The organism is Shouchella sp. JSM 1781072, from assembly GCF_041949915.1.
Classification (GTDB): Bacteria; Bacillota; Bacilli; order Bacillales; family Bacillaceae_D; genus Shouchella.
In genome coordinates this window covers 433,759-452,775 of record NZ_JBHFQE010000002.1, presented here as the reverse complement: position 1 = coordinate 452,775, position 19,017 = coordinate 433,759, and the positions used below count along the sequence as shown (strand labels likewise).

Sequence of the window (19,017 nt, the reverse complement as noted above, 5' to 3'; positions counted from 1 at the left end):
GCCAAATCGTTACAAAGCTTGTCTCGGTATTAACGCTCGTAGAATGAATCGAATCACTCTTAGTTCATGGGCGTTCCGCTCGAGAGTCAGCAATTGTTGAGTAATGCTGTAGACATCCCGTTTGGCATAGTAGTAATAGAGCTTTGCAAAGAAATCGTCTGGTTCTTCAGCTAGCAAGCGCTCTAGAAGAGGCAAAGCCTTCTCTGGTGACTTGGATATAATGTGGTAATGAGCTTTTTCAAGGCTATCTGCACCCTCTATTAGTCTATTATAAGGCTCATAGTGCGCGGCGTGAAGGTTTAAAATGAAAGGAATGTCAAATTTTTTCAGAATGTCAGATTTCTCCTTCATTCCAGCCAGCTCAAAATGCTTACAGCTTAATTCAAGGTTTCGTAAGCTATCCTTTAAAGATTTAAAAGAATAAAGAAGTCCTAACGAATGATACGCGCTGGCTTTAAAAATCGGTGGTGCTGCTGGATTAACGGTATTGGCTAGACAATAGCCCTCAGCAGAGGCAAAGTCATCCGTAGAATAAAAATAATAATAGCTTAAAAATGTCGTCAGCCGAGCCGCAAACGCTGTTTTGAGATAGCCTGGCTTCATTTTTTGTAGCTTATTTCTTAACTCATCCGCTTGATTGACGATTGTGTTGTACCCATTCATCGTATGAAAATATAAAATCATAAGCTCTATTTTAAAAAGCAATGTCTCGTCTTCGGTTTCCCGGTGGAGTTGTTGGGCTTCTTTTAAAAATGAGTGATTAGTAGGTTCTCCTGCCATCCGGTGTGCAAGTCGATAAACGTTTACATATTCATAAAACTGATCGTCAAACTGATGCTGTTCACAAAGGTGTTCTAACTGAGGGATGAGATTATGAATGGCTGTATATTCAAATGCGCATTTCACATCATCGAGCCTCTCAGCACGTAAACAAAATTCAGTGAGAATCTTAAGGCTCTCTTGCGTAGAAAAATGTTTCTGTGCAGAAAGGACAATTTGCTCAAAGTCGACTTCATTATGGATTTCAATAAATGCGAGAATGCCATTTTCGATATCATGCTTTGACAGAATTGCCTCCATTACATAACCTCCTATTATTTGTATATACATCATAACGAAAAAACAGCGAAAAGTCTGTATTTTGGATTTGGGAAATGTGACTTTTTTCTAAAATAAGTATATCATTATGCCGCTACACAAATAATGGAAATATGTGGGTTATAGTGAAATTTTTATGGCGTAAAACTGTGCTTTAAATCCGGTATATAAAAAGACCCGTCATTTTGACGGATCTCAAAGCATTATAGTTAGACAAATTCGTTAACTGTATACAATTTTTGCATTTTTAGATTGTGTTGTTTAATAAACCTCGTTAATATCTTCAAAACCTTCACTCGCTTGCTCAATTTCATGTTTACCATTAAGTTGAATTTGATGACGTTCAATTTCGTGTTTGCCAGCTGTACGTTCAATTTCATGTTTGTCAAAAGGAGATACATTTCCGTCAACTGACATAGACGTTAAAACTACTGCTGATGCAATAATCAAAGGATAAATTAAAATTCGTTTCTTCAAGCTTGATCAACTCCTAATGTAGTTTGGTGTTTCTTGAAATTAATTGCTAACTTTGAATAGTTCAATGCAACTATCAAATCTCCTTTTAATTCGAAGTGGCGAGATATTTCTTCGCAAATTTCAGAACACTCGAAATAAAGTTCTTTATCTTCAAGTAACTTAAGACCAGATTCAACAAAATTTATATTGTCTTCTAAATAAAGCCCCTTTGAGATGTTACATCTAGCTGTAAATTCATCGAGTCCTAGTGCTTCAATCTCATCTTGTAATTCATCTAATCCTGATTGGTAAATGCCTAACTGCATTTGTGTATTAAGTATATAATACTTTGATTTAACACCATTTATTGCATTTGCATGGTCAGGTATTGATAATGCTTTTTCAAAGTATGTCAATGCTTCACTATGCTTTAACTGTGTTAGTCGATTTAACCCAATATTGTATAGAATTATTCCGCGTCTAAATGGATATGGTTTTGATAATTCGAGAATTTCGATAAGCGTTTGTTCAGCTGATTCAAAACGTGATAATTCAGTATCTATTGCCGCAATAACCATCTTACATATAATCTCGTTTTCTTTATAGATGGAATTTTTCTCGAAATATTCCAATGCTTGTTCCATATAGGAAGATGCAAAAGTGTATTGATCAATTCTATAATAGCTTGCGCCTAATTTTTGATAAAACTCTGCTCTTTCAGCAGGGTCATTTACCTTTTCAATTAATCGTTCAGCTACTTTAAATGTTCTTATTGCAGATTTAAATCTCGCTTTTGAGAACTCAACTTGACCTGAAACGTAATAATACATGAAATGAAGGTAATCTTCTGTAATCAATTCATATTCATTTAGTTCTATTGTGTCAGGAAAGTCTTTATTTAATCGGCTTAATAACAAATCGTGTCTTAGGGAAACCAATTGAAAGTACGCAAGCATTTTATCGTCTGGCTCCATCCGATCAATGATTGCTTTTGTATGTGCTGCTGATCTTTTGGACTGCTCGACATCTTTTGCAATGATGCAACTATGCCACTCTACAATTGCTTCTCCAACTTGTTCTGGTGCTAATTTTGCCATTCAACCCCTCTTTTCCAGAGAATTGTAAGTAATTTGAGTATATAGGGTTCGACAATTTTTTGGAAGGTTTTTGGCATGTTTCCCAACATCGCGAGTTAAATTAAAATATTAGCCGTAATAATTCCTGCAATACCAAGAATCGTAATTAGGACCACTAAAGGTAAAGCAAAAAATAAACAATCTTCTGCTATGTTTCTAACCAGCCTCACGCCTGATTTACATGATTTCCCCACACGCCTATTTTGCCACCGCCCTAAGTAATTTCAAGCGCCTGATGAAAGACACATTTTATGAAATGGAGATAAACTGTGTACCTAATGATCAAGTAGAAAAATAAGTTTTACCATCTTTAATTGGAGTAAAGAGTTAGATAGGGGTTGCCGAAGGGTAATCCCTATTTATATTGGCTAGAAGATCTTGACCTTTTAGAAGGAGTGAATGTACCAATCATATGAGCATTTACAAAATTATTACGGGCATTGTGGAAGCGTCATTAGGGTTTCCATTTGTTGGAGGGTCTGTCATCCTGTCGCTGTATTGGACCCCACTTCTCGTTATGTTACTTGTACATATTATAGGATTTCGTTTATCGCGACGAGCGAATTTATCGACAACTGGACATACGTTAGGCATTGTTACTTCAAGCCTTGGCTGGATTCCGGTCGTGGGCATGACCCTCCACATTATTACTGCATTTTATTTGCTATTTGAAGGATTTATGGGGAAAGACCACTCATCCGTTTGAGTGGTCCGTTTTGTTCTCGATTCTATCATCCTATTTTCATTCCTAATCATCTCATACTGAAACAATAGAATTATGTTAAAATTTAGAAATGATTAAATGGAAAGAGGTGGATCGTATGCGATCAAGTACGTTCTTGTTCATGATGGGGATCGCTTTTCTTCTTGTATCGTTCGGCATGCTATGGAATCAGGTAAATGTCATACTTTTAAAGATGCAGGGGAGTGTGGCGGTCTTGGCACTTGTTTTGGCAATAAGAACGAAAGTGGTTGAAGGGAAGGAGTCATGAGTGAAGTAAATGATGCTAAAAGAAAGATCATGAGAGTTGTCGGTTGGATCGCATTCGTACATATATTCTTTATTTTGATGTGGCTTATCATAAACATCATTGTTTCGATTTTATATCCAGCTTCATTTGACGCGGAACGACCAATGATGGAGGTAGGCTTAGACTATCATGCAACGTTCGTTGGGTATTTAGCATTCGATCATGGAAGTAAATCACTCGTCATGTTGCTGACAATGATTTTTCCGATTGGGTTATACCATTTGTTTTATAAACGTTCATTTGTTGAACTCGCAGGTCTTATTGCTGGCTTGTCTGGATTTCTTTTATACGCGCTATCCTTCATGTTGCAAGCAGTGAGCGTATCATACGCGATCCATTTGTATAACGACGAGGCAACAAATGAGTTTGGCAGACAGTTTGCAATGTATGTGTTTGATTGGACGATGTTGCAAGGTGGCTTTTCAACAAGTCTGTACATTATGGCTAATTTACTGATCGCGGTTTGGGTCATTCTTTCCTCCACCTTATTCTCCAAAAAGAGTAAAGCGTTACGTCGGATCGGTCATATGGTAGGGACACTACTTATTGTTTCTTACTTACTATCGTGGGTCTTCTTAATGCTTGGTCACCAAAACATCCATCTGTTCACAGAAACGGTTGGAATGTTGTTCTTGGTTTGGTTCGGAATGTTAGGGTATAAGCTCATAAAATACGGTGAGGTCTAGCGCTCTTCTGGAACTGCCATGTGTAAATCAAGCCTTTATGGGGTAAAAATAAAGTGATAGCAGAAAAAGATGTACGGAAAAAAAGAAGGGAGCTTTTCAAGATGAATGCACAACAACTGGAAAAAATGAAAACAGGACAAGGTTTTATCGCTGCACTTGACCAGAGTGGCGGTAGTACGCCGAAAGCCCTCGCTGAATATGGCGTGAAGGAAGATGCCTATTCGTCTGAGGACGAAATGTTTGATCTTGTTCATGAGATGCGCACCCGTATTATTAAATCTCCAGCTTTTAACTCGGATAAGATTATTGGCGCGATTCTGTTTGAGCAGACGATGGATCGCAAAATAGATGGGGCGTACACCTCCGATTATTTAGCGAACGAAAAAGGGATTGTCCCCTTTTTAAAAGTAGATAAAGGGTTGGCTGAAGAAAAAAATGGTGTTCAACTTATGAAGCCGATTGATGATCTTGATGATACGTTAAAACGTGCGAATGAGCGGAATGTGTTTGGGACGAAAATGCGCTCCGTCATTAAAGAAGCAAACAAAGATGGCATTCAACAAGTTGTCGAGCAACAGTTTGAGATTGGTAAGAAAATCATTGCAGCTGGGTTAGTACCGATTATTGAGCCAGAAGTCGACATTCACAGTGCGGATAAAGAGGAGATTGAAGAGCTGTTGAAACAAGAGCTTAAGACTCACTTAGATCTGTTGCGTGATGATGAGAGCGTCATGTTGAAGCTAACCATTCCAACCCAATCAGGTCTTTATCAAGAGCTTGTTGATCATGAGCGCGTGGTTCGAGTGGTTGTTCTTTCAGGTGGTTATACCCGTGACGATGCAAATGAGAAATTAAAAGCCAACGCAGGGTTAATCGCAAGTTTCTCCAGAGCGCTTAGCCAAGATCTAAATGTTGAACAGTCTGAGTCAGAATTTAATTCCGCGTTGCAAACGGCTGTGGATGACATTTATGATGCTTCCGTAAATAAAAATGGTTAAAGAATAATCCCCTTACGTGATGTGAGGGGATTTTTTGTGTGGGGTTGAGTGAGGGAAATTGGTATAATCTGAATATACGAACTGTGTTTCATGAAAGGATTGCAATGAAATCATTCAAGTACTGGTCATTCATCTGTTTTATTAGTTGTGTGTTGCTTTGGGTATCTTGCTCATTGTGAGAAGAGATGAATCGTTCCTTCTAAAAATTCAGCATTTGTTTTAAACGACCCCCACCTAGGTAAGGATAAGGAAGTTCCTTATTTTAGGAGGTGATCGAATGAAAGAAAACCCACCATTGTCAGCAGGGCTTGTGTCTTTGATTGTGAGTGTGGGGCTTTTATTATTTGTATTGATCTATTATCCTACGGGGGATGAAAGCTCGTGGGGAGGAATGGGCTTTCTTGCTATCAGTGCTTTTTTTGGCGTGACCGGTTTAATCCTTACCATTATTGGAATCTGGTATAGATATAAAATGAAGCGTTCGTGATTTGCATATTGATTGGTACTCATAATTGTGGTAACATTACAAAAAATTAGAGGTGAGTGTTATGGAAGTTATTCAAAATGAATCCCGCTCGAACTCACAATTTCATCATTATATAAAGTAGTCTTGCTATTCGATTTCAAAAAAATCGCACATAGGAAGACTATTTTTCATAACCGTATTTGATTAAGTGGATCACTTTAATCAAGTGCGGTTTTTTATGTTTATCAAAAAAGGAGGAAAAAAGGATGAAGAAAATGGACTATCAAAATGTAAGAGGGACACAAGATTATTTGCCCAATGAAGAAGCGGTGAGGCTCCAAATTAGGAGAACCCTTGAAGATGTGTTTATCCAGTTTGGTTGTAAGCCGTTAGAAACACCGATTTTAAATTATACCGAGCTGATGGCTTCAAAATATGGTGGCGGTGCGGAAATCCTTGAAGAAATGTACATACTGACGGACAGGGGGAAAAGAGATTTGGCATTACGGTATGATTTAACGATGCCTTTTGCGAAAGTGATGGCCTTGAATCCAACATTGCCGATGCCGTTTAAGCGGTATGAGATTGGAAAAGTGTTTCGGGATGGTCCTATTAAAGCAGGGCGCTTCCGTGAATTTACGCAGTGTGATGTGGATATTGCTGGAGTTGATTCTCAAGTTGCAGAGGCGGAATGTATGTTGATTGCTTTTGAAGTCTTTAAAAGGCTTGATTTGAAGGTGGAGGTTCAGTATAACAATCGGATGTTATTAACGGGGATGCTGACTGTTTGTGGCGTAGAGGCTGAAAAGATGAATCGAGCTGTGCTTACGCTAGATAAGCTGAAAAAGATTGGTGTACAAGCGGTGTTAGCGGAGCTAGGTGAACAAGGATTATCTGATGAGACGATTGCGGCAATTGAGCGATTTTTACAGGAAAAGGAGAATGACAGCTTTGGTTATGTTGAATCGTTTGCGGAACAAAACGAAGACATCAAGCAAGGTTTACGGGAACTAACGTCATTCGCCTCTTATCTTGCGGATTTTGGTTTAGATCAGGTATGTGTGTTTAATCCATTTTTAGCAAGAGGTCTTGATATTTATACAAGCACTGTGTATGAATTGTTTTTAACAGATCAGTTCATTACTTCAAGCATTGGAAGTGGAGGTCGGTATGATCAAGCAATTGGAGGGTTACTTGGTACAGGTGAAAAGGTGTCGACAGTCGGCATTTCGTTTGGACTGGACGTCATTTATACGGCGATGAAAGGACAGGGACGTCAGATCGATTCAGCAAACCATTATTATGTTGTCCCCTTGAACAAAGAAAAAGAAGCCTTCCTTGTAGCGGAGTACTTGAGAAGTAAAGGGTATAACGTGGAGGTTGAGCTAGGGAACAAGAAAGTGAGCAAGGCGCTTACGAAAGCGAATAGAGAAAACTATCGGTATGTGGTTCTTATTGGAGAGGATGAGGTAAGGGATAATCAGTACAAAATCAAAGATATGAAATCTGGCGAAGAAAGGGTTGTTGCGTTTGCGTATTAGAGGGAGGGAGTTAGGATTATTAGTTATAGTAACGACAAATCGTCCGTTAATATCAAGAAATAAAGCTGTTATTTCAACGGGTGGCTGATTGGAAAATGCCTACGGATCTACAAGATTGGGAGGATCTGACTACGTACACGCCATTACGTGTTACGGCATATTCAGGAGATCGGTTGATTGGGTTTGCAAGAGTCTTAACGGATTTTGTACGTTGGGGCGAGATTTATGACGTGGTGGTGGATAATTCATTTCAAGGAAAAGGGATTGGAGAGCTTGAGTAGGGAATACTAGCTTAACAAGTAAATATTTTGAAATGAGGGAGAATTAATGAGTATGCTATAATGATTATAAGTTAAAACAGTACAGCTCAATGGGCGGCGACACCCTTTTCGAAAGGGGGTGTTAGCCTTTGTCACTCTATGAAGCATTCAATCTCGTTATGACGGTAGCAGTAGCAACTTCTACATTTACGCTGTCGATTATTACACTTGTAATCGCGATTGTTTGCTTAAGAAACAGAAAATAGCCCTTGAGCTCACAACTCTGAAAAGGGCTATTTTTTAGGGCTATATGCTCTAAAACAAATGCGCCGACCTAGGGTTGACTTATCTGTTTTACGCCTGAATTCATGCTGTAACATGAGTTCAGGTCTTTTAAGTTTGTGTTCTTACTATTCATTTTATACATGATAAGTAAGTTGGTCAACTCAAAATAAATATCGTGTATGAAAGGGTTAGAAATTTTCCCTACGAAATTAACTTCAAGCTAATAATACAGGCAATGATCCCGCCAACGAGCGCTAATTTCTTTACATTCTTCGGCTCATTAAACATGAACATGCCTATGAGCACGCTTCCTGCTGCACCAATCCCTGTCCAAATGCCGTAGCCAATGCTAATGGGGACTTCCACAAGGGAAAGGGACAAAAATAAAAGGCTGAGCCCCATAAAAAGAAAGAAGAAGATCGTTGGTTTTAGTTTTGTAAAGCCTTCTGTTAATTTAAGGTTAATGACGCCACATACTTCAAAGCAACCGGCTAAGATCAAAAATGTCCAGTACATGTTAGACCTCGCCTCCAGCTGGAGCGTTGTCCTCTGGTTCGTCTTTCACTAACTTTAGTCCAATAATGCACGAAATAAGCAGAACGACGATAATGACTTTAGGAAAGCTAACCGGATCCCCTAAAAAAGCCATTCCAACTAACGCTGTTCCAAATGCGCCTAGCCCTGTAAATACCGCATAAGCTGTTGATACGGGAAGCGACTTTAACGTTTTAGCGAAACACCAAAAGCTTAAAACGAATAACACAATAGTGGGGATGACAAACTCAATTCTTGAGAAACCGTCTGAGTAATCCAGACCTAAAGCCCACCCAACTTCTAATATTCCGCCCATGACTAAGTAAAACCAAGCCATTTTATCTCTCCTCATAACCGTACGGAGACGGTCAATCTCTATATCGTGTAAATAAGCACGAGATTGATTTTATGACAATGGCACGCATTAGGCAATAAGGAAATGAGTGAAAATTAAATCATACCGCTTACATGTGAACATTTATGGAAGGAAGGTGAAAAAGCGATTTCCTTATACTCGCTGCTGTCTCTTCTTAAACCACCATACGAATAAGAGTAGAATGATGGTCATCCAAAGGTAAGGAACGAGTAAATGGCTCGTTACATTCGAACTTGTCACGCCGTAATACAAATGGTAATTCGGAAAGAAACCAAGCCATTCCATTCTTCCTGGTTGATGACTCATCAACAGTCCTTCAAGAAATAAATAAAACAGTGTAAGAGGAGTCCCGTAAAGGCTGACGTCGATTGTATTTTTAGCATTCAACCCGATGAAGGTCCCAGCTAGAATCATGATTAGAACGACTGGGAAACTCAAGATGATCAGGTTGAAGCTGATAGTCGGGTCGAACCGGTAAAAGAGTAGGAAGAGAAAAACTAGGATAGATGTGACAAAAAGGGTCACGAACATCTTACCGACAACCATGTGTTTTAAGGAAAACCCGACTTGATTCAAGCGTCTAAATGTACCTTGTTCTCGTTCTTCGACAACGAGATTGCCTTGTGTGAACATCGTTACCATCGCGAATGTAAAGCCAATAACAAAGGAGATTGGCAAGCTATCTCTCGGAAACCACAAGAAGACAATGGTAATGAGGAGACAAATGATGAAGTTAAATTGAACTTGGCCATTCCATCTAAGGTCCATGAGATCTTTATAGAAGAGTGCCTTCCACTGTTTGAATGTTGGTTTTGTCATAGGTGAATCAACTCTTTCAACTTACTATAATTGCCCTTCGATAATGGAATTGTGCTTTTGGACGCGTTATCCAGGCTGAGGCTGTAGCTGTTTTTACTCCACACAATAATTTCTCTTACCCGTTGAAGGTTAACTAAGTATGAGCGGTGGCAACGAAAAAAACCTAATGGTTGGAGCCGTTCTTCTAATGCCTTTATCGTAGTTGATGAAGCAAATTCCTCGTGATTGACAAATAAGAACGTCTGACCATCTCGTGCTTCAATATAATCGATCTCCATTGGATTAAACAGAAAAATTTTATCTTCCACTTTCGCACTTACTTTATCCAATTGAACTTGATTATTTGAGCTGACCATTAAGGAGGTTTCTTCAAACGATTCTTCCATCTCGTCTTTGTCCTGTTCGACTTCTTGTATACCGCGTTCGTTGTAGCGATAGACTTTCTGACCAAGTCGAATCGCGTCTTCTAACGTTGTTGTAAACACGAGTACCGTGCCACCGTTCTTGGCTAGGTGTAAAAGCAAAGTGTGAAGAACTTGCTTTGACTGCAGATCAATCATAAGCGAAGGGTCTTCAAATAAATACACGTCAGCATGTTGGATGAGAGCTGAAGCGAGTCTTAAGCGACAGCTCTCTGATGGGGTAAGGTGTTTTATTTTTTTATAGGCGCAAGCGTGTAAGTCACACAGCGTTAAAAGGTCTTCTACATTTGGCGTTTGTTCATACAAGCCACACCAGAACGTCAACGTTTGTTTAACGGTTAATCGCTGGTAGAGTCCATCATCACGTTGAAACAGGTAGACACTGCGTAATCCGCCATTAGGAAGCGTGATCATCTCGGAATTTAGTTGCTTGGGGTCATTGAACATGGCAAATATGCGCTGGATATATTCGTTCTCGCTTTGAACGGCGAGAATGTCCCCTTTATTAGCTGTAAGGGTTAAAGCTGGTAGTTTAATCGTGTTTCCTTCAATTTTCGTTAGTTGATTAAAAGAAAAAGCCATCGTCGCTACTCCTTTGTCGTATTGTCCTTAGTGTATACGCTAGGAACAGAAAATCAAAATCGTTCATCTCTGTTTCCTTTACCTAATACGAATGCAAGGATAACAATCCCAACGATGCTAATAAAGCCAGCTGGAACAAACCAGTGTGGGGCGTCGTAATCTGGCAGAAACGTGACGACATGGGATAACGAGTCATAAATCACCAAAAACGGGAAACCTGCTAGCCCAATCATTAAGATGGAGAGGAAGATTTTTATCGGTGACCTCATGGTAAACCAATCCTTTCTTATGAAAATGGATTAACGTTTGGGACGTATTCTAAAAGGTTTACACCATAATGAAAGGCCACTCCTAATGCAATGGACCATGAGGTGATCGCAATCCCTTGCCAAAGGCTTACGTAGCCTTTTTTCGCACCAGAAGCAATGGAAATAGCTGCACAAACGTGGTAGCAAATGATGGGACCTGCAAAAGAAAGGCCGGCAACGCCATATTTGTTAAAAATGTTTTGCGCACGAGCTGTGCGTTTAGATGATTTCTTGTTGCTAGGTTTACGAAATTTAGCAATGATCCAGATAAAAGCCATGACAGAGAGCCAGTTTCCAATGATGGCAATCACGACTACGGGAATGCTTGGGAATCCGAAAATAATGCCAAGTGGAATGGCTGCATAGGATTCAAAGAAAGGGATTAGAGAGATAACAAATACACTGGCATACTGTACCCATGTATCTGCCTCTATTAATGTTAGTAAAAGGTCTTGAATGGTTTCCATTTAGACTCACTCCTGTTTGTTTTGTCTCCCTTATCGTAGTGTCAATTCGGCTAGTGCGCATTCAAATTTAGCCGAAAGGAGGAGAATTTATGTTGAGAAGAGCCTAAGGAGCGTGAATGGTACCATAGTCATCTAACCCTTGATGTAGAGGGATTTGTATTAGATTGAGACAGGTGAGTGGAGTGAATGAGAGGTTAAGAGGAAGTTGTAGGTGAGATTTAAGGAGAAAATGTTCTGATAAGTATTGTTTTTTTCGGCACAGTTGTTTTATGATTATTATGTAGACTGGTCTAATTAATTCAAAGGGGCGGTATGAGCATGATCGAAATTTTGTGGGGATTAGGGGGTTGTCTTGTTCTCATAGGAATTGTCTTTCTTATGTCTGAGAACAAATCTAAGATTAATTACTACACTGTAGCAATGGGATTTATTTTGCAGATTTTGTTAGGCGTTGCTGTTCTTCGCTGGTCATTTGGACGGGAGGCACTATTAGTGGTGTCTGATGGGATTTCGTCGGTCATTGGCTATGGAAACGAAGGGTTACGTTTTGTATTTGGTCCACTTGCTCAAGGTGGAGAGTTTGCCATCTTTGCAGTCACCGTATTAGGGATGATCATTTTTTTAACGGTTTTCGTTAGTCTGCTCTACCATATTGGCGTGATGCAGTGGATTGTTCGTCTATTAGGTGGGGGAATTGCTAAGATCATGCGTACATCTTATACAGAATCGGTTGCAGCAGCGGCAAATATCTTCTTAGGTAATACCCAGACACCTCTTACGATTAAGCCGTATCTTCATACGATGACACGTTCTCAAGTGTTCTCTTTAATGGTCGGTTGTTTATCTTCGGTGTCTGGTGCAGTAATGATTGGTTTAAGTACATTAGGTATCCCGCTCCATTATTTGCTTACTGCTGCTGTTATGTCTGCACCTACTGGTATTATGCTTGCAAAATTAATGATTCCTGAAACAGAACCGAGACAGGAAAGCTTCGCAGAAATTGCCGCGAGTGTAGACGCTCGGAACAAGGACACCAATCTCCTTGATGTCATTCATGAAAGTTCTCGGGAAGGGCTTCAATATGCGATTAATGTTGGATTAATGCTTATAGCATTTATAAGTTTAATAGCCATGCTTGATGGTGTAGTGGGTGGCTTAGGTGGTTTTGTCGGTTTAGAAGGTGTAACATTAGAAGTAATTTTAGGATTCGTCTTTGCTCCTATTGCTTTTCTTATCGGAATTCCTTGGGGAGAAGCTGTGTTAGCTGGTAACGTAATTGCGCAGAAGTTACTCGTTAACGAGTTTGTTGCGTTTAGCAGTTTTTACTCATCGTTGGAAGCGTTTTCTCATAAGTCTGTTGCGATTCTTACATTTGCATTAAGCGGCTTTTCAAATTTTGGAGCGGCGGGCAGTTTAATTGCGATGCTATCGAGGATGGTCCCAGATCGTAAAAAAGAGTTTCAAGGAATGTTTGGTAAAGCATTGTTTGTTGCAACGTGTGCGAATCTATTGAATGGCGCAGTGATCATGATGATCTTATAATTTAGTTAATCACGTAACTGTAAGGGACTGAATGACATGTCTAAAACAAAAGCAAAGATGATCGAAACAATGGCAAAACTATTGCAGCAAAAAGGCTACCACGGTACAGGCTTAAATGAAATTATTCAAGTGAGCGGTAGCCCGAAAGGTTCCATTTATTATCACTTCCCAGGGGGAAAAGAAGAACTAGCGGTGGCGGCAATTGAATGGACAAAAGAGCAAGTACACCATTACATAGCGGACCAAATAGAAAACGAAGAGAATGCCAACGTTGCAGTCTCAAAGTTAATTAAAGATAGTGCGGATCAATTTGATAACGGTCACTATTTTCGCGGTGTACCAATGATCGCCCTGACGCTTGAAAACGGGACGACCAGTGATGCAATTCGAACAGCTTGCAAAGAAGCATTTGAAGATTGGGAACGCATCATAGCAACAAAATTTGTAGCAAGTGGAATGAATCAAGCTACTGCAAATCATCGTGCATCTGTTATTCATTCTATGATGCAAGGTGCAGCTGCTATTAGTTTTGCGAAGCAATCAAGTGAGCCACTACGAACAGTGGCAACGTATCTTACATTTTAGGAGGAAGAATAATGACGATTATTGATCAAATTAATGAAGCGACACATTATATTAAGGAAAAAACATCACATGCACCGGAGGTAGGAATTATTCTAGGTTCTGGTCTTGGAAATTTAGCAGATGACATAGAAGCTGCTGTAGAAATTCCTTATGAGGAGATCCCTCATTTCTCAAAATCAGCAGCAATAGGACATGCTAATAAGCTAGTCATTGGACAATTAAATGGAAAAACCGTTGCCGCAATGAAGGGACGCTATCATTATTATGAAGGTTATACACTAAATCAAGTCACGTTTCCTGTTCGGGTCATGAAAGCACTAGGAATCAAAACCGTAATCATTACAAATGCATGTGGAGCTGTTAACACATCTTTTAATCCAGGTGAACTGATGCTCATTAATGACCATCTTAATCTTGTAGGTGCGAATCCGTTAATTGGGGAAAATTATCCAGAGCTTGGACCGCGTTTCCCAGATTTATCTGAAGTGTACAGCGCGCGCTTACGTGGAATCGCGAAAGAGGTAGCGGAGGAACAAGGAACAAAAGTGAACGAAGGCGTTTATAGCTGGTGGTGTGGACCTGCTTATGAAACGCCAGCTGAAATACGCATGATTCGGACGTTAGGTGGAGATGCCGTTGGGATGTCAACTGTTCCAGAAGCGACGGTCGCCACTCATGCTGGAATGGACGTATTAGGGATCTCGTGCTTGACGAACATGGCATGTGGGATTTTGGACGAGCCGTTAAGTCATGATGACGTGATTGTCGTTGCGGGTAAAGCGAACCAAGCTTTTACGTCACTTGTAAAAGGAATTCTAGCAAACATGTAAATGAAAGCAATGGCTCTTCATAATCAACGAGTATCATGCATAACAAAAAAGGCACTCGCCACCGAGTGCCTTCTTCGTTTATTCACATGTGTCAGCAAAACGCTTGATGCGCGTGCCGATTTCATCACGGACACGCTGGAAAAATGCCCATTTTTCTTCGTCAGATCCTTCTGCTTTTGCAGGATCATCAAATCCCCAATGTTCACGTTTGACATGTGGCGGTGTCATCGGACATTTGTCAGCTGCGTCACCGCAAAGTGTCACAACGAGATCAGCATGATTTAAAATTTCTTCGTCAATCATATCCGACGTTTGGGTAGAAATATCGATGCCGGCTTCCTTCATTGCTTTTACAGCATTCGGATTCAGTCCGTGGGCTTCAATTCCAGCGCTGTACACATTCCAGTCGTTTCCTAAATGGAATTTCGCCCATCCTTCCGCCATTTGCGAACGGCAAGAATTTCCGGTACATAAAAAATAGATGGTTTTCTTCATAGATAGTCTCCTTTAATAGATTACTAATAACCAGATGTAAAGACCAAGTAATGTTAGAAACAAAACAGGTAGAGTGATGACGATTCCTGTTTTGAAGTATGTTCCCCAAGAAATTTTGACACCTTTTTTTGTTAACACATGTAGCCAAAGTAAGGTTGCTAAAGAGCCGATCGGCGTAATCTTTGGTCCTAAATCAGCACCGATCACATTGGCATAGATGAGCGCTTCTTTCGTTAAGCTGGCTGTGCCAGATTCCGCGATCGCAATCGCGTTAATCAGAACGGTAGGCATATTATTCATAATGGACGACAAGATCGCTGCGATAAAGCCCATTCCCATTGTCGCCGCAAACAGGCCTTGGTCTGCAATAATAAAGATGGCGTCTGCTAATACATCTGTTAAGCCAACATTTCGAAGACCAAACACAACGACATACATCCCGATAGAAAAGAACACAATGTTCCAAGGTGCCCCTTTTAACACGCTAGTCGTATGAACTGCCGAACTACTTCGTGATAGAAATAGAAAAATGAGCGCGATGATGCCAGCCACAAAGGAGACAGGTATAGCTACGAATTCGCTCACCATGTAACCAATGAGAAGAAGCCCTAAAACAATCCACGATAGGCGAAACATGGTTGGATCTTTAATTACATCTGCTGGTTCTTTTAACTCGGAATAATCGTAGCGTTTTGGGATGCTTTTTCGGAAATAAAGAAGCAGCACGACGATACTGGAAAGTAAAGCGAATAGATTCGGCACGATCATTCGCGTCGCGTATTCAATAAAGCCAATTCCAAAGAAATCTGCGGAGACAATGTTGACCAAATTACTCACCACAAGCGGGAGGGAAGTCGTATCCGCAATAAAGCCACTCGCAATAATAAACGGGAAGACCATTTTTTCGTTGAAATTCAGCGAACGAACCATCGCTAACACGATAGGTGTTAAAATAAGAGCCGCCCCATCATTGGCAAAAAACGCGGCCACGACTGAGCCAAGTAAACATACATAGATAAACATGAGGACTGCATTGCCTTTTGCTACCCTAGCCATATGTAGTGCCGACCACTCAAAAAAGCCAATCTCATCTAAGATTAGAGAAATAAGAATAACCGCGATAAATGTGAGCGTCGCATTCCAGACAATATCGGTCACTTCTAAAACATCAGAAAAACTAACTACGCCAAGCAACAAAGCAAGAAAGGCGCCCCCGCAAGCCGACCAACCGATATTTAAATTCCTAGGTTGCCAAATCACAAACACTAACGTCACAACAAAAATGAGGGAAGCAAGTATCACATCAGTCATGTTTTATTTTCCTCAGCAACGTGCAAGCCCTTCTCTTTCTAACGCTTGTGCGTAGCGTTTGTCTTCATCGTTACTTTGATCAAGCAATTCTTGAATGAGCGAATAATACATAGACCCTTTATTTAAAGAAAAGTATCGCCATTGTCCTCTTCGTTCTTCTTTTAGGATAGCTAAATCCTTTAATTTTCGTAAATGCTGACTTACTGCAGGTTGGCTCATTTGAAGCATCTCCACAAACTCACATACACAGTACGTTTTTTTCTCAACCAATTTTAAGATGAGAAATCGAGTTGGATCGCCGACAACTTTTAAACAAGTTGTCAGTTCAGTTATGCTCAATAGTTTATTGGTCATCTGACTCACCTCTTCAAACTGCATTATATAAGTGATTTGTAATATAAGTCAATACTTATATTTGTAACTGAAAATCATTCTACATGCTGTTTAGTATAGAAATATTCCCACTCATTGCCGTCTGGATCAGTTACCCAGAATTTGTCTTGAACGGCATGACAACACGTCGTATCCCATTCTTCTCTTGCGAAAAATCCTTCTTGTTCAAGTCTACTTTTGTGGTAAAGAATTTCTTCTCTTGAGTTAACTTGAACACCTAAGTGATTAATCGTATTCCCGAAAACTTCATCTACTTGTGTGAGCGTTAAATTAAGCTGTGGTTCTATAGTTAAAAATTTCACATATCCGTCTTTTACTTTTTCAGGAGGGGTACTAAAAAAGCGTTCATAAAAAGCCTTGCTCTCTTCTAAATTTTTTACATGTAATCCAATATGTACATTCATAAAATATCTCCTTCATCAAATTAGTTTGATTAATTGTAGATAAATTAAAACCGTTATTTAGACGGTTTCAACATACAACAAAGTTGTTCTGACAGGATAGAATCCACGTGCTTGCGATTAATTTGATAATAGCTCCAGGTTCCTCTTGTTTCCTTACTTAAAAAATTGGCGTCCGTCATAATTTTGAGGTGATAGGAGAGCTTAGATTGTGGTATATCCATTTTTTCCGTCAAATCGCAAACACACATCTCACCATTCACGCTCAATAAGTTTAACAACGCCAGTCTTTTTGAGTCTGCTAATACTTTGAATTGTGTTTCGTATGTTCTTAATTGGTCAAGAGATAGGTTCGTATTCATTTGTTTTACCATCGATAGATACTCCTTAAATCAAATTAATTTGATTAATTAGAGTTTACATTAACAAGAAAAATAAATCAACTTTTTTTGATTTATTAAATTTATCGCATTAAACATTTCACTTTCGGGTAGATGAAGCTAAAGAGGAAGTTCTTACATCTACTGTTATTTATAGGGAGTGAGTAAAGATGAAAGCGTTTATGAAAACTGGTTCAGCGATTATGTTTAGCGCTGCGTTATTGGCGGCATGTGGAAGCGGTGAGGAAGCGGCGAATGGTAGTGAGGCTGAGAATACAGGCAATGAGACCGAAGCAGAGAATTCTAACAGTACGAACGGTGAAACAAATGAAGAGACTGATACCGATGAAGAAAACGAAGAGCAAGAACCGAGTTCAGATGATGACGTTGAATCGGAAGAGGAACCTGTAGAAATTGAATTTGATCCAGCGGAAGAAGGGGAAGAGCGAGAGGCTGGTGTAACCAAACAAGATCAGTACATGCAAGGTGGCATGTTTACTGGTGGCGAAATGAAAGATGCCACAATGATTGGAAACATTGAGCACGGCATTCACGAGGAATTCGAGCGTTTGGTTTTAGATCTACATGAATGGATACCTGAGGAGACAGGAGAGCCGAAAAGCGTGCCGAGTTCTTTTGAAGTGACTAAAGAAGCGTATCCATCCCGCCTTGTTTATTCATTACAAGGCTTGCGTGCTCAACCGAGCAATGAGGACTTGCCGAATTTAGAAAACGCTGCTTATTTTTCTTCTATGGCTATTACCCCAATCTTTGATGATACAACGGTTGAATTAGCTGCGTATATTCAAGACTCCACCGAGTTTGAAGTGTATGAACTACACGAACCAGCTAAAATTGTTACCGATGTTCGAGCGGTTGATCGGGAAGGGGAGTATGTACCAATATTTTCGTTAAGAACGGCATCTATTGCGGATGATGGGGCAATTGAGCAAACCCAAGGGCCTGAGATGGCGTTTATGGAAGATGGTTCGGAAAACGTACGACTCGTGCATTCAGCTGACAGTACGCTTTTTGTGGAAGAAGGCTACTACTTTTCGTTAGAAGAAGCTGAAGAGAAAAAAGAAGCGTTAGAGAATGATGGATTTGAGTATGACTTATTTATTGAAGAGCGAGGCATGTTTGATGTGCCAGAGAACATTGAGGAATAGGGCGCTGCCGTGTGCAGCGTTTTTTAATTTTTCATACAAAATTATGTACATTTAAACAAGGTTCTGCTCATGGGGTGATTTTGCAGCATGATGACTATAACGAGTTGATTGAAAAAAATAATGAGAAAGATATCATAATTGATATTTTACGAAGTGAAAATGAATTGCTAAGGAGGAAAGAAACGGTATCATTTGAAAAGTTTATGGAGGATATAATACTTGGGCTACGAAATAAAATTAACAAAACTGACTGAGAAAAAATTGCGTGAGATTGCTCATTTTATTATTGGACAATATGCTTTACCGGAAACAGCATTACGTGTAGTCGAAGAATTAGAAGGGAAAATAAACATCTTAACAGAAAATCTAACTAGGGGATTTAAATTTGGAGATCGTTATCGAGCATTACACCATTATTTATAAAGTAGATGAAGAAAATAAAGTAG

26 protein-coding genes are annotated in these 19,017 nt (G+C 39.7%); 12 read left to right on the top strand and 14 right to left on the bottom strand.

Annotated elements, in window-relative coordinates; genetic code table 11:
• Positions 1–9: 9 nt before the first annotated feature.
• The 3 genes from ACE1TH_RS11770 to ACE1TH_RS11760 all read right to left on the bottom strand — a co-directional run bounded on the left by ACE1TH_RS11770 (position 10) and on the right by ACE1TH_RS11760 (position 2,651).
• On the bottom strand, positions 10–1,080 hold the full coding sequence (locus tag ACE1TH_RS11770; protein WP_375079079.1) for an AimR family lysis-lysogeny pheromone receptor: 1,071 nt from the start codon (positions 1,078–1,080) through the stop codon (positions 10–12).
• 279 nt (positions 1,081–1,359) lie between these two features.
• On the bottom strand, positions 1,360–1,575 hold the full coding sequence (locus ACE1TH_RS11765) for a hypothetical protein (RefSeq protein ID WP_375079078.1): 216 nt from the start codon (positions 1,573–1,575) through the stop codon (positions 1,360–1,362).
• Entirely contained in the window at positions 1,572–2,651 is a 1,080-nt protein-coding gene (locus ACE1TH_RS11760; RefSeq protein ID WP_375079077.1) for a response regulator aspartate phosphatase, read from the bottom strand. The genes ACE1TH_RS11765 and ACE1TH_RS11760 overlap by 4 nt, the downstream gene beginning before the upstream one ends.
• Positions 2,652–3,102: 451 nt before the next feature.
• Here ACE1TH_RS11760 and ACE1TH_RS11755 point away from each other — a divergent pair, with 451 nt between their 5' ends.
• From ACE1TH_RS11755 to ACE1TH_RS11725, 7 genes are all read left to right on the top strand, one after another.
• Positions 3,103–3,396, top strand: a complete 294-nt coding sequence (locus tag ACE1TH_RS11755; RefSeq protein WP_375079076.1) for a hypothetical protein — start codon at positions 3,103–3,105, stop codon at positions 3,394–3,396.
• A 115-nt stretch (positions 3,397–3,511) separates the two neighbouring features.
• The gene (locus ACE1TH_RS11750; RefSeq protein WP_375079075.1) at positions 3,512–3,682 is read left to right on the top strand and encodes a hypothetical protein; all 171 of its coding nucleotides are present in this window, start codon (positions 3,512–3,514) and stop codon (positions 3,680–3,682) included.
• A complete protein-coding gene (locus ACE1TH_RS11745) occupies positions 3,679–4,407 on the top strand; it encodes a hypothetical protein (RefSeq protein ID WP_375079074.1) in 729 nt (242 codons plus the stop codon). The genes ACE1TH_RS11750 and ACE1TH_RS11745 overlap by 4 nt, the downstream gene beginning before the upstream one ends.
• 101 nt (positions 4,408–4,508) lie before the next feature.
• On the top strand, positions 4,509–5,405 hold the full coding sequence (locus ACE1TH_RS11740) for a fructose bisphosphate aldolase (RefSeq protein WP_255224577.1): 897 nt from the start codon (positions 4,509–4,511) through the stop codon (positions 5,403–5,405).
• Between the two features lie 277 nt (positions 5,406–5,682).
• Positions 5,683–5,892: a hypothetical protein gene (locus tag ACE1TH_RS11735; RefSeq protein ID WP_375079073.1), complete on the top strand. Its 210-nt coding sequence runs from the start codon at positions 5,683–5,685 to the stop codon at positions 5,890–5,892.
• A gap of 245 nt (positions 5,893–6,137) precedes the next feature.
• Positions 6,138–7,412, top strand: coding sequence for a histidine--tRNA ligase (locus ACE1TH_RS11730; protein ID WP_375079072.1), 1,275 nt, complete (start codon positions 6,138–6,140; stop codon positions 7,410–7,412).
• Positions 7,413–7,492: 80 nt separating this feature from the next.
• Positions 7,493–7,693, top strand: a complete 201-nt coding sequence (locus tag ACE1TH_RS11725; RefSeq protein WP_375079071.1) for a GNAT family N-acetyltransferase — start codon at positions 7,493–7,495, stop codon at positions 7,691–7,693.
• A 465-nt stretch (positions 7,694–8,158) separates the two neighbouring features.
• On the opposite strand, the gene ACE1TH_RS11720 is transcribed toward ACE1TH_RS11725, so the two are convergent.
• The 6 genes from ACE1TH_RS11720 to ACE1TH_RS11695 all read right to left on the bottom strand — a co-directional run bounded on the left by ACE1TH_RS11720 (position 8,159) and on the right by ACE1TH_RS11695 (position 11,465).
• A complete protein-coding gene (locus ACE1TH_RS11720) occupies positions 8,159–8,473 on the bottom strand; it encodes a DMT family transporter (RefSeq protein WP_375079070.1) in 315 nt (104 codons plus the stop codon).
• Between the two features lies 1 nt (position 8,474).
• Positions 8,475–8,828 (bottom strand): DMT family transporter, encoded by a 354-nt coding sequence (locus tag ACE1TH_RS11715; protein WP_375079069.1) that lies wholly within the window; start codon positions 8,826–8,828, stop codon positions 8,475–8,477.
• Positions 8,829–8,999: 171 nt separating this feature from the next.
• Positions 9,000–9,686, bottom strand: coding sequence for an ABC transporter permease (locus ACE1TH_RS11710; RefSeq protein WP_375079068.1), 687 nt, complete (start codon positions 9,684–9,686; stop codon positions 9,000–9,002).
• Positions 9,683–10,690, bottom strand: coding sequence for a LytTR family transcriptional regulator DNA-binding domain-containing protein (locus ACE1TH_RS11705; protein WP_375079067.1), 1,008 nt, complete (start codon positions 10,688–10,690; stop codon positions 9,683–9,685). Before ACE1TH_RS11705 ends, ACE1TH_RS11710 begins: the two co-directional genes overlap by 4 nt.
• Before the next feature lie 53 nt (positions 10,691–10,743).
• Entirely contained in the window at positions 10,744–10,959 is a 216-nt protein-coding gene (locus ACE1TH_RS11700; protein WP_141556791.1) for a hypothetical protein, read from the bottom strand.
• Positions 10,960–10,976: 17 nt separating this feature from the next.
• Positions 10,977–11,465 carry a hypothetical protein gene (locus tag ACE1TH_RS11695; RefSeq protein WP_375079066.1) on the bottom strand — a complete coding sequence of 163 codons (489 nt, stop codon included), beginning with the start codon at positions 11,463–11,465 and terminating at the stop codon, positions 10,977–10,979.
• Positions 11,466–11,783: 318 nt separating this feature from the next.
• On the opposite strand from ACE1TH_RS11695, the gene ACE1TH_RS11690 reads away from it, so the two are divergent.
• The 3 genes from ACE1TH_RS11690 to ACE1TH_RS11680 are packed head-to-tail and all read left to right on the top strand — an operon-like array spanning position 11,784 to position 14,422.
• The gene (locus ACE1TH_RS11690; protein WP_375079065.1) at positions 11,784–13,007 is read left to right on the top strand and encodes a NupC/NupG family nucleoside CNT transporter; all 1,224 of its coding nucleotides are present in this window, start codon (positions 11,784–11,786) and stop codon (positions 13,005–13,007) included.
• A 36-nt stretch (positions 13,008–13,043) separates the two neighbouring features.
• Positions 13,044–13,592 carry a TetR/AcrR family transcriptional regulator gene (locus ACE1TH_RS11685; protein WP_375079064.1) on the top strand — a complete coding sequence of 183 codons (549 nt, stop codon included), beginning with the start codon at positions 13,044–13,046 and terminating at the stop codon, positions 13,590–13,592.
• A gap of 11 nt (positions 13,593–13,603) precedes the next feature.
• On the top strand, positions 13,604–14,422 hold the full coding sequence (locus ACE1TH_RS11680) for a purine-nucleoside phosphorylase (protein ID WP_099302731.1): 819 nt from the start codon (positions 13,604–13,606) through the stop codon (positions 14,420–14,422).
• A gap of 78 nt (positions 14,423–14,500) precedes the next feature.
• Here the strand turns inward: ACE1TH_RS11680 and arsC are convergent, their stop codons facing one another.
• The 5 genes from arsC to ACE1TH_RS11655 form a co-directional block, all read right to left on the bottom strand.
• Entirely contained in the window at positions 14,501–14,917 is a 417-nt protein-coding gene (gene arsC / locus ACE1TH_RS11675; RefSeq protein WP_375079063.1) for an arsenate reductase (thioredoxin), read from the bottom strand.
• Between the two features lie 12 nt (positions 14,918–14,929).
• Complete coding sequence (locus ACE1TH_RS11670; RefSeq protein WP_375079062.1) at positions 14,930–16,228, bottom strand: arsenic transporter; 1,299 nt, start codon at positions 16,226–16,228, stop codon at positions 14,930–14,932.
• A 12-nt stretch (positions 16,229–16,240) separates the two neighbouring features.
• On the bottom strand, positions 16,241–16,582 hold the full coding sequence (locus ACE1TH_RS11665) for an ArsR/SmtB family transcription factor (protein ID WP_375079061.1): 342 nt from the start codon (positions 16,580–16,582) through the stop codon (positions 16,241–16,243).
• Between the two features lie 74 nt (positions 16,583–16,656).
• Positions 16,657–17,025 carry an ArsI/CadI family heavy metal resistance metalloenzyme gene (locus ACE1TH_RS11660; protein ID WP_375079060.1) on the bottom strand — a complete coding sequence of 123 codons (369 nt, stop codon included), beginning with the start codon at positions 17,023–17,025 and terminating at the stop codon, positions 16,657–16,659.
• 53 nt (positions 17,026–17,078) lie between these two features.
• A complete protein-coding gene (locus ACE1TH_RS11655) occupies positions 17,079–17,396 on the bottom strand; it encodes an ArsR/SmtB family transcription factor (protein WP_375079059.1) in 318 nt (105 codons plus the stop codon).
• Between the two features lie 176 nt (positions 17,397–17,572).
• On the opposite strand from ACE1TH_RS11655, the gene ACE1TH_RS11650 reads away from it, so the two are divergent.
• Together ACE1TH_RS11650 and ACE1TH_RS11645 are read left to right on the top strand one after the other, a co-directional pair.
• Positions 17,573–18,571 (top strand): hypothetical protein, encoded by a 999-nt coding sequence (locus ACE1TH_RS11650; protein ID WP_375079058.1) that lies wholly within the window; start codon positions 17,573–17,575, stop codon positions 18,569–18,571.
• A gap of 219 nt (positions 18,572–18,790) precedes the next feature.
• A complete protein-coding gene (locus ACE1TH_RS11645; protein WP_375079057.1) occupies positions 18,791–18,994 on the top strand; it encodes a type II toxin-antitoxin system RelE/ParE family toxin in 204 nt (67 codons plus the stop codon).
• The last annotated feature ends 23 nt before the right edge of the window (positions 18,995–19,017 follow it).

Excerpts from the sequence above, each read along its gene's own strand:
- ACE1TH_RS11705 (WP_375079067.1), bottom strand. The coding sequence starts at position 10,690 with ATGGCTTTTTCTTTTAATCAACTAACGAAAATTGAAGGAAACACGATT.
- ACE1TH_RS11715 (WP_375079069.1), bottom strand. The coding sequence starts at position 8,828 with ATGGCTTGGTTTTACTTAGTCATGGGCGGAATATTAGAAGTTGGGTGG.
- ACE1TH_RS11770 (WP_375079079.1), bottom strand. The coding sequence starts at position 1,080 with ATGGAGGCAATTCTGTCAAAGCATGATATCGAAAATGGCATTCTCGCA.
- ACE1TH_RS11735 (WP_375079073.1), top strand. The coding sequence starts at position 5,683 with ATGAAAGAAAACCCACCATTGTCAGCAGGGCTTGTGTCTTTGATTGTG.
- ACE1TH_RS11740 (WP_255224577.1), top strand. The coding sequence starts at position 4,509 with ATGAATGCACAACAACTGGAAAAAATGAAAACAGGACAAGGTTTTATC.
- ACE1TH_RS11655 (WP_375079059.1), bottom strand. The coding sequence starts at position 17,396 with ATGGTAAAACAAATGAATACGAACCTATCTCTTGACCAATTAAGAACA.
- ACE1TH_RS11710 (WP_375079068.1), bottom strand. The coding sequence starts at position 9,686 with ATGACAAAACCAACATTCAAACAGTGGAAGGCACTCTTCTATAAAGAT.
- ACE1TH_RS11660 (WP_375079060.1), bottom strand. The coding sequence starts at position 17,025 with ATGAATGTACATATTGGATTACATGTAAAAAATTTAGAAGAGAGCAAG.
- ACE1TH_RS11665 (WP_375079061.1), bottom strand. The coding sequence starts at position 16,582 with ATGACCAATAAACTATTGAGCATAACTGAACTGACAACTTGTTTAAAA.
- ACE1TH_RS11680 (WP_099302731.1), top strand. The coding sequence starts at position 13,604 with ATGACGATTATTGATCAAATTAATGAAGCGACACATTATATTAAGGAA.
- ACE1TH_RS11670 (WP_375079062.1), bottom strand. The coding sequence starts at position 16,228 with ATGACTGATGTGATACTTGCTTCCCTCATTTTTGTTGTGACGTTAGTG.
- ACE1TH_RS11760 (WP_375079077.1), bottom strand. The coding sequence starts at position 2,651 with ATGGCAAAATTAGCACCAGAACAAGTTGGAGAAGCAATTGTAGAGTGG.
- ACE1TH_RS11650 (WP_375079058.1), top strand. The coding sequence starts at position 17,573 with ATGAAAGCGTTTATGAAAACTGGTTCAGCGATTATGTTTAGCGCTGCG.
- ACE1TH_RS11685 (WP_375079064.1), top strand. The coding sequence starts at position 13,044 with ATGTCTAAAACAAAAGCAAAGATGATCGAAACAATGGCAAAACTATTG.
- ACE1TH_RS11730 (WP_375079072.1), top strand. The coding sequence starts at position 6,138 with ATGAAGAAAATGGACTATCAAAATGTAAGAGGGACACAAGATTATTTG.
- ACE1TH_RS11745 (WP_375079074.1), top strand. The coding sequence starts at position 3,679 with ATGAGTGAAGTAAATGATGCTAAAAGAAAGATCATGAGAGTTGTCGGT.
- ACE1TH_RS11695 (WP_375079066.1), bottom strand. The coding sequence starts at position 11,465 with ATGGAAACCATTCAAGACCTTTTACTAACATTAATAGAGGCAGATACA.
- ACE1TH_RS11750 (WP_375079075.1), top strand. The coding sequence starts at position 3,512 with ATGCGATCAAGTACGTTCTTGTTCATGATGGGGATCGCTTTTCTTCTT.
- ACE1TH_RS11720 (WP_375079070.1), bottom strand. The coding sequence starts at position 8,473 with ATGTACTGGACATTTTTGATCTTAGCCGGTTGCTTTGAAGTATGTGGC.
- ACE1TH_RS11700 (WP_141556791.1), bottom strand. The coding sequence starts at position 10,959 with ATGAGGTCACCGATAAAAATCTTCCTCTCCATCTTAATGATTGGGCTA.
- arsC (WP_375079063.1), bottom strand. The coding sequence starts at position 14,917 with ATGAAGAAAACCATCTATTTTTTATGTACCGGAAATTCTTGCCGTTCG.
- ACE1TH_RS11690 (WP_375079065.1), top strand. The coding sequence starts at position 11,784 with ATGATCGAAATTTTGTGGGGATTAGGGGGTTGTCTTGTTCTCATAGGA.
- ACE1TH_RS11755 (WP_375079076.1), top strand. The coding sequence starts at position 3,103 with ATGAGCATTTACAAAATTATTACGGGCATTGTGGAAGCGTCATTAGGG.